This is a genomic window from Mycetocola saprophilus, assembly GCF_000718085.1.
Taxonomy (GTDB): Bacteria; Actinomycetota; Actinomycetes; order Actinomycetales; family Microbacteriaceae; genus Mycetocola; species Mycetocola saprophilus.
The window spans coordinates 757,975-773,367 of record NZ_JOEC01000002.1; the positions used below are offsets into that span (position 1 = coordinate 757,975).

At 65.8% G+C, this 15,393-nt stretch carries 16 protein-coding genes; 13 read left to right on the top strand and 3 right to left on the bottom strand.

The window, feature by feature from the left end:
* Window positions 1-292: 292 nt before the first annotated feature.
* The 6 genes from IE92_RS0109305 to IE92_RS0109330 are packed head-to-tail and all read left to right on the top strand — an operon-like array spanning window position 293 to window position 6,421.
* Window positions 293-1,591 carry an ABC transporter substrate-binding protein gene (locus tag IE92_RS0109305; RefSeq protein WP_030148224.1) on the top strand — a complete coding sequence of 433 codons (1,299 nt, stop codon included), beginning with the start codon at window positions 293-295 and terminating at the stop codon, window positions 1,589-1,591.
* 6 nt (window positions 1,592-1,597) lie between these two features.
* On the top strand, window positions 1,598-2,584 hold the full coding sequence (locus IE92_RS0109310; RefSeq protein ID WP_051701646.1) for a carbohydrate ABC transporter permease: 987 nt from the start codon (window positions 1,598-1,600) through the stop codon (window positions 2,582-2,584).
* A complete protein-coding gene (locus tag IE92_RS0109315) occupies window positions 2,584-3,519 on the top strand; it encodes a carbohydrate ABC transporter permease (RefSeq protein WP_081863919.1) in 936 nt (311 codons plus the stop codon). Before IE92_RS0109310 ends, IE92_RS0109315 begins: the two co-directional genes overlap by 1 nt.
* A gap of 2 nt (window positions 3,520-3,521) precedes the next feature.
* Window positions 3,522-4,481, top strand: a complete 960-nt coding sequence (locus IE92_RS0109320) for an aldo/keto reductase (RefSeq protein WP_051701645.1) — start codon at window positions 3,522-3,524, stop codon at window positions 4,479-4,481.
* A gap of 24 nt (window positions 4,482-4,505) precedes the next feature.
* On the top strand, window positions 4,506-5,177 hold the full coding sequence (locus IE92_RS0109325) for a ThuA domain-containing protein (RefSeq protein ID WP_030148228.1): 672 nt from the start codon (window positions 4,506-4,508) through the stop codon (window positions 5,175-5,177).
* A complete protein-coding gene (locus tag IE92_RS0109330) occupies window positions 5,174-6,421 on the top strand; it encodes an MFS transporter (protein ID WP_051701644.1) in 1,248 nt (415 codons plus the stop codon). Before IE92_RS0109325 ends, IE92_RS0109330 begins: the two co-directional genes overlap by 4 nt.
* Window positions 6,422-6,606: 185 nt before the next feature.
* On the opposite strand, the gene IE92_RS0109335 is transcribed toward IE92_RS0109330, so the two are convergent.
* Window positions 6,607-7,878, bottom strand: a complete 1,272-nt coding sequence (locus tag IE92_RS0109335; RefSeq protein WP_030148230.1) for an ROK family transcriptional regulator — start codon at window positions 7,876-7,878, stop codon at window positions 6,607-6,609.
* 266 nt (window positions 7,879-8,144) lie between these two features.
* Here IE92_RS0109335 and IE92_RS0109340 point away from each other — a divergent pair, with 266 nt between their 5' ends.
* Window positions 8,145-9,131: a DMT family transporter gene (locus tag IE92_RS0109340; protein ID WP_030149665.1), complete on the top strand. Its 987-nt coding sequence runs from the start codon at window positions 8,145-8,147 to the stop codon at window positions 9,129-9,131.
* Window positions 9,132-9,190: 59 nt separating this feature from the next.
* Here the strand turns inward: IE92_RS0109340 and IE92_RS0109345 are convergent, their stop codons facing one another.
* Window positions 9,191-9,736: a nitroreductase family protein gene (locus IE92_RS0109345; RefSeq protein WP_030148232.1), complete on the bottom strand. Its 546-nt coding sequence runs from the start codon at window positions 9,734-9,736 to the stop codon at window positions 9,191-9,193.
* A 1-nt stretch (window position 9,737) separates the two neighbouring features.
* Window positions 9,738-10,142, bottom strand: a complete 405-nt coding sequence (gene msrB / locus IE92_RS0109350; protein ID WP_030148233.1) for a peptide-methionine (R)-S-oxide reductase MsrB — start codon at window positions 10,140-10,142, stop codon at window positions 9,738-9,740.
* A gap of 188 nt (window positions 10,143-10,330) precedes the next feature.
* Here msrB and IE92_RS0109355 point away from each other — a divergent pair, with 188 nt between their 5' ends.
* The 6 genes from IE92_RS0109355 to groL all read left to right on the top strand — a co-directional run bounded on the left by IE92_RS0109355 (window position 10,331) and on the right by groL (window position 15,265).
* Window positions 10,331-10,624, top strand: a complete 294-nt coding sequence (locus IE92_RS0109355) for a DUF3263 domain-containing protein (protein WP_030148234.1) — start codon at window positions 10,331-10,333, stop codon at window positions 10,622-10,624.
* Window positions 10,625-10,696: 72 nt separating this feature from the next.
* On the top strand, window positions 10,697-11,353 hold the full coding sequence (locus tag IE92_RS17310; protein ID WP_051701643.1) for a LytR C-terminal domain-containing protein: 657 nt from the start codon (window positions 10,697-10,699) through the stop codon (window positions 11,351-11,353).
* Window positions 11,354-11,415: 62 nt separating this feature from the next.
* Window positions 11,416-12,222 (top strand): NAD-dependent epimerase/dehydratase family protein, encoded by an 807-nt coding sequence (locus IE92_RS16655; RefSeq protein WP_342666417.1) that lies wholly within the window; start codon window positions 11,416-11,418, stop codon window positions 12,220-12,222.
* Window positions 12,165-12,392 (top strand): hypothetical protein, encoded by a 228-nt coding sequence (locus IE92_RS19095; protein WP_030687235.1) that lies wholly within the window; start codon window positions 12,165-12,167, stop codon window positions 12,390-12,392. Before IE92_RS16655 ends, IE92_RS19095 begins: the two co-directional genes overlap by 58 nt.
* 50 nt (window positions 12,393-12,442) lie before the next feature.
* A complete protein-coding gene (locus IE92_RS0109370; RefSeq protein ID WP_030148236.1) occupies window positions 12,443-13,501 on the top strand; it encodes a DUF3048 domain-containing protein in 1,059 nt (352 codons plus the stop codon).
* 144 nt (window positions 13,502-13,645) lie between these two features.
* Window positions 13,646-15,265, top strand: a complete 1,620-nt coding sequence (gene groL, locus IE92_RS0109375) for a chaperonin GroEL (RefSeq protein ID WP_030148237.1) — start codon at window positions 13,646-13,648, stop codon at window positions 15,263-15,265.
* Window positions 15,266-15,393: the final 128 nt, after the last annotated feature.

The window sequence follows — 15,393 nt, forward strand, 5'->3', positions numbered from 1 at the left end:
TTGATCTGTGGATAATCGGGTATTTCCTTCGCGCTGTGGAGGAGGGTCGAAGCGGTTGATCGCATCATCGCGCACCGCGACCTAAGAAAATTTCGATTGGGCTATGGACACGGGACCTAAATGGGGTATGTTGATGACGTGAACATACCTCCGAAAGGTCGGGGGCACCCGGAACCACATAGGGGAATCGTGATTCCGGCACCGCCAATGAGGGCGGTGATTGGTGCGCCCGGGGGAGGGAAACTCACACCCGCATCACGTTTCGTCATTGACCTGCAAAGGAGCAACGCCCATGAAAAAACGTTCCCTCTCCCTCCTCGCCGCCACGGCCATCGTGGCCCTGCTTGCCGGATGCTCCGGTGGGGCAAGCGCCGAGGAGGATAAGGGTCTCGGCACCGCCGATAAGCCCGTGACCATCAAGTTTTGGCACCCCACGCAGTACGCGCCGCAGATCGTTGAGGCCTTCGAAAAGTCTCATCCGAACATCAAGGTCAAGCTGACCGTGGTTCCCTCCAACCAGCCCGATATCGCCGCCAAGCTGATCGCCGCCGTTCAGGCCGGAGACGCCCCCGATGTGATCAAGGCCGAGTATCAGATGCTGCCCTACCTGGTCTCCCAGGGTGCCGTGGCCCCGCTGGAAAACCTGAAGATCGATGAGGGGGACTACCGCGAATCCGTGCGCGGCCTGGTCCACTTCGGCGACAAGGACTACGGCGCACCCGAGGACTTCACCCCGATGATGTTCTTCTACCGAGCCGACCTGTTTGACCAGCTGGGACTGACCGTTCCGACCACGTGGGACGAGTATGAGGCGCTCGCCCGCAAGGTCAAGGAGGTCGCCCCGGACAAGGTGCTCGGAAACTACAACTACGACTCCAACGACCTGGCCGGCTGGTCGGCTCAGGCCGGTGCCGACTGGTGGAAGGCCGACGGCGAGAAGTGGACCGTGGGCATCGACGACCCGGCCACCCTCAAGGCCGCCAACTTCCGATCCAAGCTCATCAAGGAGGGTCTGATCTCCACCGAGACCGGCCCCGGCGTCAACAACATGCTCGCCGACGGGACGATCCTCTCCTGGAACGCCGGTGCCTGGGCACCCGGCACCATCATGAACGCCAACCCGCAGCTGGATGGGAAGTGGCGTGCGGCACCGATGCCGGTGTGGGATAAGGGCGATACCGAGACCGCGGTGTCCGGTGGATCGGCGATCATCCTGGTCAAGAACACCAAGGTGCGTCAGGCCGCCGAGACCTTCATCGAGTGGTTCACCGACTCCGAGGAGGGCATCCTCACCCGCTGGAAGTACTCCAACAACCTCTCCGGCAGCGACCGCCTGGACAACTCCAAGGAGATCCTGGAGATGCGCCCGAGCCCGATCGATCCCGCCCAGGATTACCTCAAGTTGGTGGCCAGCCAGAAGGCCAAGACATTCTCCAACTGGGGTCCCAACGCCCTGCTGATGCAGAGTACCTGGAAGGACATCGCGCCCAAGGCCGTGGCCGGGGAGCTGTCGATGGATGACGCCATCAAGAAGCTTCAGACCACCGTGGTGGACGATATGAAGCGCACGGGCTTCACGGTGACGGACTAGCCCCACATGTCTCAGCCAGTTCTCGAACAGGCCGGCCCCGCCCGGACGCGACGCTCGCTCGCGCCCGGTCGGGCCCCGGCCGGCCCGGGCCGCCCGAAGAAGGGCCGCCACCGCCTCGCCCCGTACCTGTTTATCGCACCGGGGATCACCCTCTTCACCCTGTTCCTGCTGATCCCGATCGGCTACTCGGTCTACCTCAGCTTCTTCTCCAATAAGGTCTCCTCGGGCATCATCGGTGCCTCCGAACGCGCCTCGGTGTTTGTCGGGTTCGACAACTTCGCGGCGATCCTCGAGGGCTCGGTGTTCTGGTCGGGCCTGGCCCGCGCCGGATACTACGGCCTGTTGGTGATCCCGATCACCCTCGGCCTGGCGCTGGTCTTCGCCCTGGCGCTGGACGTGGGCGTCTCCAAGCTGCGCACGGTCTCGAAGACGATCATCTTCATCCCCTATGCGGTCCCCGGCGTGATCGCCACGCTCATGTGGGGCTACATGTACCACGAACGCACCAGCCCGTTCGGTGACATCTTCACCTTCTTCGGTTTCCCGACCCCGGACTTCCTCGGGGACTCGCTGGTGTTCTACTCGATCGTCAACATCGCCGTCTGGGGTGGCATCGGCTTCAACATGATCATCCTGCATACCGCGCTCAGCGGCATTCCGCGGGAGATCTACGAGGCGGCTCGGATCGACGGGGCCAGCGAGCTGCGCATCGCGATCCAGGTCAAGCTGCCGCTCGTGGTGCCCTCGATGATCTTCACCCTGCTGTTTGGTGTGATCGGCGCGGTTCAGGTGTACGCCGAACCGCAGACCATGAAAACCATGTCCCCCTCCATCACCTCCGGCTGGGTGCCGCTGATGGAGATCCAGCGCCTGGCCTTTGAGCAGGGCGAAACCAACATGGCCGCGGCCGGGGCGATCATCATCGCGCTGATCGCATTTGGACTCTCGCTGCTGGTCTTCCGGCTCGCAGGCAAGAAGGGATCGGGCGACTGATGACCACGATCGATAAGACCCCGGTTCCCGTCGCCGCCGCGCTGCCGGCGAGCGAGCGTCCGCCGCAGGAGATCAAGCGCGAACGCGCCCGGGCCAAGCGAAAGGCGCTCGGCGCGATTCCCTCGGCGATCCTGATCATCGGCTCGCTGTACTGCTTCATCCCGCTGTTCTGGCTGGTGAGCGCGTCCACCAAGGGCCGCGAAACCCTGTTCACCACCAACACGTTTATCCCCGATGGGATCGACGGGTTCTTCCGCAACGTCGCCCAGCTGGGCAACTATCAGGACGGCGCGTTTTGGACGTGGATGGGCAACTCGGTCATCTACGCCGGCGGAGGCGCTGCCCTCTCGGTGCTGGTCTCGGCGGCGTTCGGCTATGGCCTGGCGATGTACGAGTTCCGCGGCAAGCAGGTCGCCTTCGGCCTGGTGCTCACCGGCATGCTGCTGCCCGGCGTGGTGGTGGCGATCCCGCAGTACCTGCTGATGGCCCAGCTTGAGCTCACCAACACGTACTTCGCGATCCTGTTCCCGGTCATGGTCAGCCCGTTTGGGATGTGGCTGTGCCGCGTGTTTGCCGCCTCCTCGGTGCCGCGGGAGCTGCTGGATGCCGGACGCGTGGACGGGGCCAGCGAGTTTCGAATCTTCTCGGCGATTGGGCTGCGTTTGATGGCGCCCGGCCTGCTCACCGTGTTCCTGTTGCAGTTCGTGGGAATCTGGAATAACTTCCTGCTGCCGTTCATCATGCTGAGCGACAACACCAAGTACCCCCTCTCCCTCGGCCTCTACAGCATGATGCGCGGGAGTGATACCGAGGAGGCCATCATCCCGACCCTGGTGATTTCCGGATCACTCGTGGCCACCATTCCGCTGATCATCATCTTTATCTGGCTGCAGAAGTACATGCGTATCAACTTCGGCGGCGGACTGAAAGGCTAATCATGACAACCGAACCCACCAACCGGGTTACCTTCCCGCAGGCCCGCGGCCTGTCCCTCGGCGCCACCTCGCTGATCCATCATGCCGATCCGCAGGCCAACAGCGACGACCTGGTGGATGCCGCCTGGGATGCGGGGATCCGCTACTTCGACACCGCCCCGATGTATGGCGGCGGTGCCTCGGAGAAGCTGTTTGGGCCCTCGCTGACCCGCTATCCCCGCGAGGAGTATGTGCTCTCCTCCAAGGTGGGCCGCCTGGTGCGCGACGGCGAGCCGGTCCTCGAACACGAGGATGCGCTGTGGCGCTACGACTTCTCGGCTGACGGGATTCGCCGCTCGGTAGACGCGTCGCTCGCCCGGCTGGGCGTTGACCGACTGGACATCGCCTACATCCACGATCCCGACCGTTTCTACGACCAGGCGTCCACCGAGTCCTATGCGGCACTCCAGGAGCTGCGCTCCGAGGGGGTGATCGGCGCCATCGGCGTCGGCATCACCCAGGCACCGATGCTCGCCCGCTTCCTGCGCGAAATCGAGCTGGACGCCGCGCTGCTCGCCGGCCGTTTCTCGCTGGTGGACTCCGAGGCGCTGGACGAGGTGATCCCGCTGGTGCGGGAGCAGGGCGTGACCCTGAGCATCGCCTCGACCCTGCACGCGGGCCTGGTGGATGGCAAGGACTCCGGTCACTTCCACTATCAGCCCACCCCGCCCGCGATCGTCGAGCGGGTCGCCGCGATTCACGCACTGAGTGAGCGCTACGGCGTGCCCATCGGTGCGGTGGCCATTCAGTATGTGCTGGGCTATCCCGAGGTGGACATGATCCTCACCGGGGTGGCCGACCGCGGCCAGCTGAACCAGAACCTGTCCTGGGCGAGCTGGGAGATCCCCGCCGAGCTGTGGGCGGAGCTGGATGCGTCCGGCCTGGTTTCGGCGCCGATCCCCACCACCCTGCTGCACCCCTAACCCCACCCGAGAGAGGGAAACATCATGGCAAAAATCACCATCCTGACCGGCTCCGGTCAGTACCAGGACCGCTGGCACGATTTCACCGCGACGGGCTTCCGCGTCGCCCAGGTGTTGCAGGAGGCCGGGCACGAGGTTGTGCTGCGGGCGCTCAAGCCGCAGGGCATCCTGGAGGAACTGGCGGACACCGACCTGCTGGTGGTCAACTCGGGCTTTGGCGAGTATACCGAGGTCTCCGACGGTCCGCGCGAGGAGTGGGACGAGGCCTTTGCCGCGCTGCGTGCCTACCGCGCCCGCAAGGCACCGATCCTCGCGCTGCACGCCGCCTCGAACAGCCTGGATGGGCTGGACGAGTGGCACCAGTGGATCGGCGGCGAGTGGGTGCGCGGGACCTCGATGCATCCGCCGATCGGCGTCTCGCACGTGCAGGTCTCGGACCCGGATCATCCGATCACCGCGGGCTTTGCCGACTTCCACCCCTACGACGAGATGTACAGCTATCTGGAGGCGTACCCGGGCAGCCGAATTCTGCTGACCCACGACTATGCCGACCTGACCCACGCACTGGTGTGGACCACCGAGCAGGACGGTGCCCGCACCGTCTATGACGCCCTGGGCCACGGCGTGCAGGCGTTTGACACCCCGGAACGGCACGAGCTGCTGCGCCGCGAGGTGGATTGGCTGCTGGCAGAGTGACCTCAAGAAACGAGGCGATTGATTCCCTGGAATCGGTTGGAACGGGGGCGCTGCCGCAGGTAGCGCCCCCGCGCATGACCGGGGAGGTTCAACGCGGGAAGCTCGCGCTGATGTCGGTGACCCACGTGGTCAACGACTTCTACGCGGGGGCGGTGCCGGCGCTGATCCCGTTTATGGTGCTGGAGCGCAACTATACCTACGCCGCGGCCAGCGCGATCATGCTCGCCGCCAACCTGCTGGGCAGCGTGCTCCAGCCCGCGTTTGGGCTGCTGGTGGATCGCTGGCGCATCCCCTGGCTCGCGGTGGTGGGCTTCCTGATTGCCGGTGTCGGTGTCGGTATCTCGGGGCTCACCCAGGACCTGCTGCTGACCTGTCTCGCGGTTGCCGGCACCGGCCTCGGGGTCGCTGCCTACCACCCCTCGGCCACGCGTCAGGCGAAGGCGGCCTCGGGTCCGCGCACCAGCGGGCTCGCGGTCTTCTCGGTCGGCGGAAACATCGGCATGGCGCTGGCGCCGCTCGCGGTATCGCTGGTGATCGGAAACCTGGGTCTCGCGGCCACCCCGCTGCTCGCGCTTCCCGCCGTGGCCCTGGCGCTGCTGATGGCGATCTGGCGCGGCATCGAACGGGCAAAGCGTGCGCGCTCGGGTGTTGCCGCTCCGGCTCCGACGAAGCCCGCTCGGCACGGCAAGGATGACTGGCGAGCATTCGGCTGGTTCTCGGCGATGGTGATCCTGTCCTCGGCGGGATCGGCCGGAATTCAGGCATTCCTCGCCCTGTTCCTGATTAGTGAGTTTGGGGTCAGCACCGAGTTCGGGGCCGGAAGCCTGACCCTGTTCACCGGGATGGGGGTGCTGGGAACCCTGGCCGGCGGCTGGCTTGCCGACCGGATCGGCCACATCCTCACCCTGCGCCTGGGCTACCTGATCGGCCCGCTGGCGCTCGGGGTCATGCTGCTTGCGCCGGGCACGGTGGTCGCGCTGATCGCGATTGCGGTGCTTGGGTTTGCCGCCTTCATCCCGTTCTCGGTGCAGGTTGCGCTGGGGATGAAGTACCTGCCGAATCGGATCGGAACCTCGAGCGGGCTCACCCTGGGCCTCGGGGCCACGGTGGGTGGGCTGTTCGCGCCGGTCTACGGCATCCTTGCGGATGGGCACGGCCTGCGGTTTGCGCTCACCGTCGGGCTGGGAGTCAAGGTGCTCGCGCTGGCGATGACCTTCCTGCTCAAAAAACCCGACGAGTCCTAGCGCACACCGCGGCCGCGCCGTCATGTTCCTCCGGGGGAATATGACGGCGCGGCCGATGTGGCGTCGCTAGGCTGCCGGGGCGCCGAGCCAGTTGAGCAGGTTGAGCCAGCTGCGCAGGTCGAGCCAGCTGAGTCGGCCGAGCCAGTTGAGTCTGCCGAGACAGTCCAGTCGGCCGGACGATCCGGCTATTCCGGACGCACCGCGGTGTCCGCGCCCGCCGGCTGCCCGCCGATCACACCGAGCGGATCGGCCAGCAGCCGACGGAAGCCCAGATCGGCCGCGCCGAGCAGGAGCAGGTCGGGCCCGAGGGCTGGGGTTCCCAGCTCGACCTGCTGGCGCATGGTGTCGAAGCTGGAGATTACGCAGTAGCCGGCCAGGGTGTCGGCATCGTAGGCCAGCAGGTGGCTGAAGAATCCGTCAAACAGGATCAGCTCGGGATCGTAGGCGATCACGGCCGCGCGCAGGGCCGCGCCGGTGCGGGCCAGATAGCTCTCTAGGCGCTCGTGCGGGGACTGCGGCGGCTCGGGAAGCACCGGATCATCATCGTGCGGGGGAGCGTAGACGGTGCGCGGGGAGCGGTCCTCGACGGCCTCGGGCGGGAGCTCGGGCAGCGCGCCGATCTCCCCGAGGGCGCTCAGGATGTCGTACTGGGTGACCTCCACCTGGAAGCAGCCGCGGGCACCACACCAGCAGCGCCCGCCGCCGGGTCGCACGGTCGCGTGGGCGAAGGAGGCGGCGATGCCGGTATTGCCGGTCAGGAGGTGTCCCCCCACGAGCACCGCGGTGCCGATCCCGCCCGGGCCGCCGTAGAAGTAGACAACGTTTTTGCGATCCAGCCCGGCACCCCAAATGCTCTCGGCCAGCACCCCCAGGTGGCCGTCATAGCGGGTTTCCGCGGGGATTCCCGTGGCCTCGGTGAGGTAGTGGGCGAACGGCTCGGCATCCCATCCCAGCGAGGACGCACTCACATACTCGTGATTCTCACCGGTCACAAACCCCGGGGTCGCCACGCCGATCCCCACCAGCACAACCCCGGCGGGAAGCTCCGCCAGGGCCTCGGCGATCGTGGTGGCCACGATATCGGCGGTGTCCCGTGCCGACACATTGCGGGGGAGCGGGACCGCTCGACGCCAGACAATCTTCGCCCCGAGGGTCGCCAATGCCACGGTGATCCCGTTGGCATCGCGCATCACCGCGACGCTCAGCACGTCGGGGCGCGGCTGCACCATCGGCGAGGGGCGACCCGAGCGATTACTGGCCTGCGGCTCGCTCTCAAAACACAGCCCCAGGGTCTCCAACTCGGCGACCAGGCCCTTGATCGAGGACCGGCTCAGCCCGGATGCCCGGGTAATCTCGGTGCGCGAAAGCTGCCGGCGACGATGGATGATCTCCAGGACCGCGGCGAGGTTGTGACGACGCATGCCGTCGGCGTTGGCGGCGGGGCGTGTGGATGTCATCTCGGGTTCCCTTCTCGGGTTGATCCCATCGTGCCAGAACGCCCGGGGGTTCGGGCGGCGACTGTCCGTATAGCGGCGGGAACGGTGCCGATCGGCAGAAAAACCGGGCGACGACTGTCCGCGGGGCCGAGGAACCTGCGGAATCCCAGTTAGGGAGACGGCCTGAACGGGCACGGGGTTTTGTGGGCGCGGAAGCGTCGTGGGCGAGGAGTAAGCTGGCACGCGGCGTGCGACCCCTTGCGTGCGCCGAGTTGGAAGGCTTCACCATGTCACAGCGGACCGCCCGCATTCTCCCGCGCTGGATTGCGCTCATTCTTGCCGTCATGATCGGATCGGCCATGTCGATCCAGGCACGCATTAACGGACACCTCGGTGAGGCGCTGCACGACGGCCTGGCGGCGGCCGCGGTCTCGTTCGGGTCGGGCCTGGTAGTCCTGTCGCTGATCATGATTTTCTCCCGCCCGGGGCGTCGCGGAGTCGCCGCGATCTTCCACGGAATTGCCGGGAAATCGGTACCCTGGTGGATCCTGCTGGCCGGCTTCTGCGGCGCTTTCCTGGTCTTTAGCCAGAGTCAGGTGGGGGCCATCGTGGGCATCGCGATGTTCAGCGTTGCCGTGGTTGCCGGGCAAACCGTGTCCGGGCTCATCCTCGACGGCATCGGATTTGGTCCGCTCGGGCGGGTCCGACCGAGCGTTAATCGATTGCTGGGTGCCGCGCTTGTGCTGGCCGCCGCCGGTTGGTCGGTCACGGGCAAAATCTCCACCGATATCCCCGCGTGGGCCCTGGTTCTCCCCTTTATTGCCGGGCTCCTGCTCGGTTGGCAGCAGGCCGTTAACGGGCGCGTGCGTGCGGCCGCCAACAGCGTGCTGTCGGCCACGTTCCTCAACTTCCTGTTTGGCACGTTTGCGCTGCTCTGCGCCGTCTTTATCAGCGGCGGCCCGCACTTCACCGAATTCGCCTGGCCGAGTGACCCGTCCCTCTACGTGGGCGGGCTGATCGGCTGCGTGTGTATCGGACTCTCGGCGTGGATCGTCGCCTCCACCGGCGTGCTGCTGATGGGGATGGGTATGATCGCCGGTCAGCTGATCACCGCGGTGATCCTGGACCTGATGGACTTCGGCGCTGATCAGATGTCCCTGGCCACCGTCGGCGGCGCGCTGCTGGCGCTGGTCGCGGCGATCATTGCCGGGCTTCCGCGCTGGGGCCGGCACCGTCACGCGGCCCCCGCGAGTGCGCCGACGTCAACCACGTAGCCCACGGAAATGACAAAATGCCCGTGCTCCTGATAATCGGGAGCACGGGCATTCGTGCGTTAGGACGTCGGCAGGCCGGTGATGAACCGGGCCCCGTCGATGGTGCGGGGCCGCTCGGGTTTGTCCCGGGGCAGGACCCCACCCACATACAGCCAGCCCAGCAGCTTCTCGTGCGGAGCGAGTCCGTGCATGCGGTGCACGGGCTCGGTGCGGGTCAGCTCACCGGTGCGCCAGAGCACACCCCAGCCGGCCTCGTCCAGGAGCAGGCTCAGGACGTGCGCGACACCCGAGGCCACGGCCTCCTGCTCCCAGTCGGGAACCTTATGCGACTTCTTCGGGGCAAACACGATCGCGATCAGCAGTTCGGCACGCAGCGGCTTGGTTGAGGGAGAGCGTTTGCCCTCGGCCTCGGCAAGCGCCTCACCCAGTCGGTGGCGGTCGGTTCCGCGCAGCTCGATCAGACGCCACGGTTCCAGACCACTGTGATCGGCCACCCGACCCGCGGCCGAAACCAGCCGCACCAGCTCGTCGTGATCCGGGGTTTCCGGCGAAACCTTTGATCGTGATCGCCGCGTCAGCGCGGCCTGGTATGCCCCTGCGCTCACGCTACTCGGATTCCGCGGTGAAGTTCAGGGCGATCGAGTTCATGCAATAGCGATCGCCGGTGGGGGTGCCGAAACCGTCGTCAAACACGTGGCCCAGGTGCGAGTCGCAGGTGGCGCAGCGCACCTCGGTGCGGACCATGCCCAGCGAGTTGTCCTCGATCAGCTTGACCGCCTCGGGGCGCACGGACTCGTAGAAGCTCGGCCATCCACAGCCCGAGTCAAACTTCGTTCCGCTCTTAAACAGCTCGGCACCACAGGCGGCACAGGTGTAGAGGCCGGAGCGCTCCTCGTCCAGCAGCTCGCCGGTCCACGGACGCTCGGTCGCGGCCTCGCGCAGCACCTGATACTGCTCGGGGCTCAGTTCTTCACGCCACTCGGCGTCGCTCTTGTTCACGGGGGTGTTCATACCGTCTCCTTCGGGTGGTGATCCACTCCTAATCTAACGCGCCACACCCGTGTTTGTTCCCCTTATTGGGGTAAGTCTCACCGGTTGGGTGGGGGTTCTCTCAGCCGGTCCCCATCTAGCGTCGGGGATTCGGGTTAGGATTACCCCACGGACCTCTTGAGGTGAGCGCTACTGGTGGGGAGATGACTATGAGTTCCGATTCCACGGCACCTACGCCGGAACCCGTGCGCGCCGGTGCGCTCAGCGATCGCGAACGGGCGATCCTCGAGTTTGAGAACCGCTGGTGGCAGCACCCGGGTTTGAAGGAGGAGGCCATTCGTGCCGAACTCTCACTTTCCCCCGCCCGGTACTATCAGATCCTCTCGGGCCTGATTGATCGTCCAGCCGCCCTCATCTTTGATCCGATGCTGATCAAACGTCTGCAGCGACTGCGCCAGGCCCGCCAGGCCGCCCGCGAGCGCCGCGCCACCGGACAGCACTAACCCCTCTCGATCGTTTTCCCGCCGTACCGGGTATCTGCCCGGCTGCTCGACCCGCCATGAGGAACCACCCAGATGCGCGAACGCCACCCCCACGACCGTTTTGACAACGCCCGCACGCACTCCAAGCGTGTGGGTGCTCACCGTGCCGCCGGAGCGCTGCCTCGTCGTCACTGGGGCTGGCTGGTCGCGGTCCTGGCCGTGGTGGTGTTGGTGCTCGGCGGGATCGTGTATATCGCGGTGCAGAACGGCAAGATCGACTTCACCGCGCCGACCTCGAGTTCAACCGCGCAGCCCGGCGAGGAGCCCAGCGACGGTGCCTCCGATAACCCGGACGACGGTGGGACCGATGAGAACGGTGGCGACACCGGCGAGAGCCAGGCTCCGCCGAGCGAAACCCCGACCACCGGTGCGGTCGATAAGACCGCCTCGATCTACGTGCTGAATGGAACCACCACCACGGGTCTGTCCGCCGGTGCCTCGACGCGACTGAACCAGGCGGGCTGGACCCAGCAGATCAACGTGGGCAATGCCAAGAGCAAGTCGATTCGTCAGAGCGTGGTGTACTACCACGATAACGCCGGTGAGTCGGCGGCCCGTGGGGTTGCCGCGGCCCTGGGCATCCAGACCGTCACCAAGTCTCAGGAGTACGCCAAGAACAACGCCGGCGGACCGGCCCCGGCCAACCAGGTTGTGGCAGTGCTGGGCACCGACTATTCGGCCAGTCGCTAGCGTAAACCGGTGCCGGAGCGTGGATCCACGCTCCGGAAAACGGGTGCGAAAGGATCCCCGGTATGAGGATTCTGGTTACCGGCGGTGCGGGATACATCGGTGCGCACGTGGTGGAGCTGTTGCAGGCCCGGGGCGATGAGGTTGGCGCCGTGGATGACCTGATTACCGGCATCCCCGAGCGTATTCCCGGCGTGGTTATTCACGAACTCGACCTCGCGGACACCCATTCGGTTCCGCGGCTGAGCGAGATCCTCACCACCGCCCGGATCGAAGCCGTGGTGCACTTCGCCGCCCGCAAGCAGGTCCTGGAGTCGGTCCAACGGCCCGCCTGGTACTTTCAACAAAACATCGGTGGTCTGTCCAACCTGATCCTGGCGATGGAGTCGGCCGGCGTGCGCAACCTGGTGTACTCCTCCTCTGCCTCGGTGTATGGCAATGCGGTGGGGGCGCAGATCGCCGAGGATGCTCCCACGGTGCCGGTGAATCCATACGGAATGTCCAAGCTGCAGGGGGAGTACCTGGTCGCGGCCGCGGGAACCGCCTGGGGGCTTCGCGGGGTGAGCCTGCGCTATTTCAACGTGGCCGGTGCGGGGTCTGACCGACTGGGTGATCGCGCCGTGCTCAACCTGGTACCGATGATCTTGGAGCGACTGGACCAGGGTGAATCGCCACTGGTCTTTGGTGCTGACTATGACACCCCGGATGGATCCTGCGTGCGGGACTACGTCCACGTCAGTGATCTGGCGGATGCCCACCTGGCCGCCCTGGATACGCTGGACTCCCGCCCGCCGGGTGGCACGAGGTCTTCAACGTGGGCACGGGACTGGGCACCAGCGTGCTGGAGATGGTGGAGACCGTGCGCCGGGTGAGTGGGGTCGATCTGCCCCCGGAGATTCGCGAGCGTCGCGCGGGCGATCCGGCGTCGGTGGTGGCCTCGGTGGCAAAGATCGAGCGCGAACTCGGGTGGAGCGCGCGTCGCGGCACCGAGGAGATTATCCGTTCGGCCTGGGAGGCGCACCGCTCCAATAACGAGCGATAGTTCTGCGCGGCTCGGGGTGATTATGGCCCGGGCACGTTATGGTTATCGGCATGTCCAGACTCGCAGCATCGCGCTTGACCTCGCCCGCGGCCACTCCCATGCGGGTGGCGCGTGTACTGATCGCCTGCCTGATGGGGGTCTCGCTCCTGTCCGCGTGTGCCGAGCGACCCGAACCGGTGACCTCGGCCACTCCGACGGACACCGAAGACGCCCCGGGGGCCGTCGCCCCGCTCACGGGTGAGTCGGCGTCGCTGGAGATCCTGGGTCGCCCCTCGCTCGCCGCCAAGATCGGTAACGACGTCGAGGCGCGTCCCCAGCGCGGGCTGGAGCGCGCCGACCTGGTGTTTGAGGAGCTGGTCGAGGGCGGACTGACCCGCTACGTTGCGGTCTGGCAGTCCCAGATTCCCGAGGAGCTGGGGCCGCTGCGCTCGATTCGTCCGATGGACCCGGACATCATTTCCCCCTTCGGCGGCATCGTGGCCTACTCGGGTGGACAGCAGATCTTCGTGGACCAGATGGAGAACACCCCGGTCAAGAACTTCATCCACGGTCAGCCGAATGCCGACCCGTTTATGTACCGCAGCAAGGACAAGCCCGCCCCGCATAACGTGATCCTGCGGGCCGAAAAGCTGATCGACGATCAGAAGGGGCTGGCCGCACCGCCCACGCAGTTTGAGCATGCCGAAACGGCCGAGGGGGCCTCGGCGCTCCAGGGCGGAACGCCGGTGGCGACAATCCTTGCGACCTTCTCGGCCTCCCGGCAGCAGTCCTGGGCCTGGGATACCACCCAGGGAGTTTTCCTGCGTTCGCAGCAGGGCAAGCCCGACCTGGATACCGACGGCAAGACCCGGTCGGCCACCAACGTGATTGTGCTTCGGGTGAACATCGACAACCAGTATCCGGGGGTGCCCAAGACCGTGCTGATCGGTTCGGGGACCGGGCATGTGTCCACGGGCGGGCAGGTGATTCCGGTGACCTGGTCCAAGACCGAGGCGACCGCGCCCATCACGCTCACCACCGAGGCGGGGGAACCGATTCTGCTGGCCCCGGGCAACGCCTGGGTTGAGCTTGTGCCGCTAATCTCGGGTGCCGAGGTGCGCTTCGAATAGGGACCCCGTGGGCTCCCTGTTCATCCGCCGTCATCTGCCTGGTTCGGCTTGCACTCGTAGGTGGAGAGTGCCAGAATCGAGTTAGCACTCACATTCATCGAGTGCTAACCCCGTTTTCGACGTCCGGGAGGGACGAAAAACCACATGGCAAAGATCATTGCTTTTGACGAAGAGGCCCGCCGCGGTCTTGAGCGTGGACTGAACACGCTCGCCGACGCCGTCAAGGTCACCCTTGGCCCGCGCGGTCGGAACGTAGTACTTGAGAAGAAGTGGGGCGCCCCCACGATCACCAACGATGGTGTGTCCATCGCCAAGGAGATCGAGCTCGACGACCCGTACGAGAAGATCGGTGCGGAGCTCGTCAAGGAGGTCGCCAAGAAGACCGATGACGTCGCCGGTGACGGAACCACCACCTCGGTGGTTCTCGCCCAGGCCCTGGTCCGCGAGGGCCTGCGTAACGTTGCCGCCGGTGCCGACCCGATCAGCCTGAAGAAGGGCATCGAGAAGGCCGTGGCCGCGGTTATCGCCGAGCTGACCGAGGCTTCCAAGGAGATCGAGACCAAGGACCAGATCGCCGCCACCGCGTCGATCTCGGCCGCCGACACCGGCATTGGTGAGATCATCGCCGAGGCCATCGACAAGGTTGGTAAGGAGGGTGTGGTCACCGTTGAGGAGTCCAGCACCTTCGGTACCGAGCTCGAGCTGACCGAGGGTATGCGCTTCGACAAGGGTTACCTGTCGGCCTACTTCGTCACCGACCCCGACCGCCAGGAGACCGTCTTCGAGGATGCCTACATCCTGATCGCAGACTCCAAGATCTCCTCGGTCAAGGACCTGTCCCCGGTTGCCGACCTGGTCATGCAGACCGGCAAGCCCCTCGTCATCATCGCCGAGGACGTGGACGGCGAAGCGCTGACCACCCTGGTTGTCAACAAGATCCGTGGCATCTTCAAGTCCGCCGCCGTCAAGGCTCCGGGCTTCGGTGAGCGCCGCAAGGCTCAGCTCAAGGACATCGCCGTACTGGCCGGTGGAGAGGTTATCTCCGCCGAGCTCGGCCTGACCTTCGAGCAGCTGAAGCTGACCGACCTGGGCCGCGCCCGCAAGGTTGTCATCACCAAGGACGAGACCACCATCGTCGAGGGTGCCGGCGACGCCGACGCCATCGCCGGTCGCGTGGCTCAGATCCGTCGCGAGATCGAGGGCACCGACTCGGACTACGACCGCGAGAAGCTGCAGGAGCGTCTGGCCAAGCTGGCCGGCGGTGTTGCGGTCATCAAGGCCGGAGCCGCAACCGAGGTTGAGCTCAAGGAGCGCAAGCACCGCATCGAGGACGCCGTGCGTAACGCCAAGGCTGCCGTCGAAGAGGGCATCATCGCCGGTGGTGGCGTTGCCCTGATCCAGGCCGGCAAGCTGGCCTTCGAGAAGCTGGAGCTCGTCGGCGACGAGGCAACCGGTGCAAACATCGTTCGCGTGGCCATCGAGGCCCCGCTGAAGCAGATCGCACTGAACGCCGGCCAGGAGCCCGGTGTTGTGGCCGCCAAGGTCCGCGACCTGCCCGTCGGCCACGGCTTCAACGCCGCATCCGGTGAGTACGGTGACATGATCGCTCAGGGCATCATCGACCCGGCCAAGGTCACCCGTTCGGCACTGCAGAACGCCGCTTCGATCGCCGGTCTGTTCCTGACCACCGAGGTCGTCGTGGCCGACAAGCCCGAGAAGGCTGCTCCGGTAGCCGGTGGCGACGGTGGCGGTATGGACTTCTAAGTCCAACCCTCGTTTCACACGGGACGGGCGCTCTCCTTCGGGAGGGCGCCCGTTTTGTTGTCGCTACGGAGCTTGAACGAGCCTGCAAGCGCTTTCGTCTTGCAGACCCGGTCGACTCCTGAGGAGGG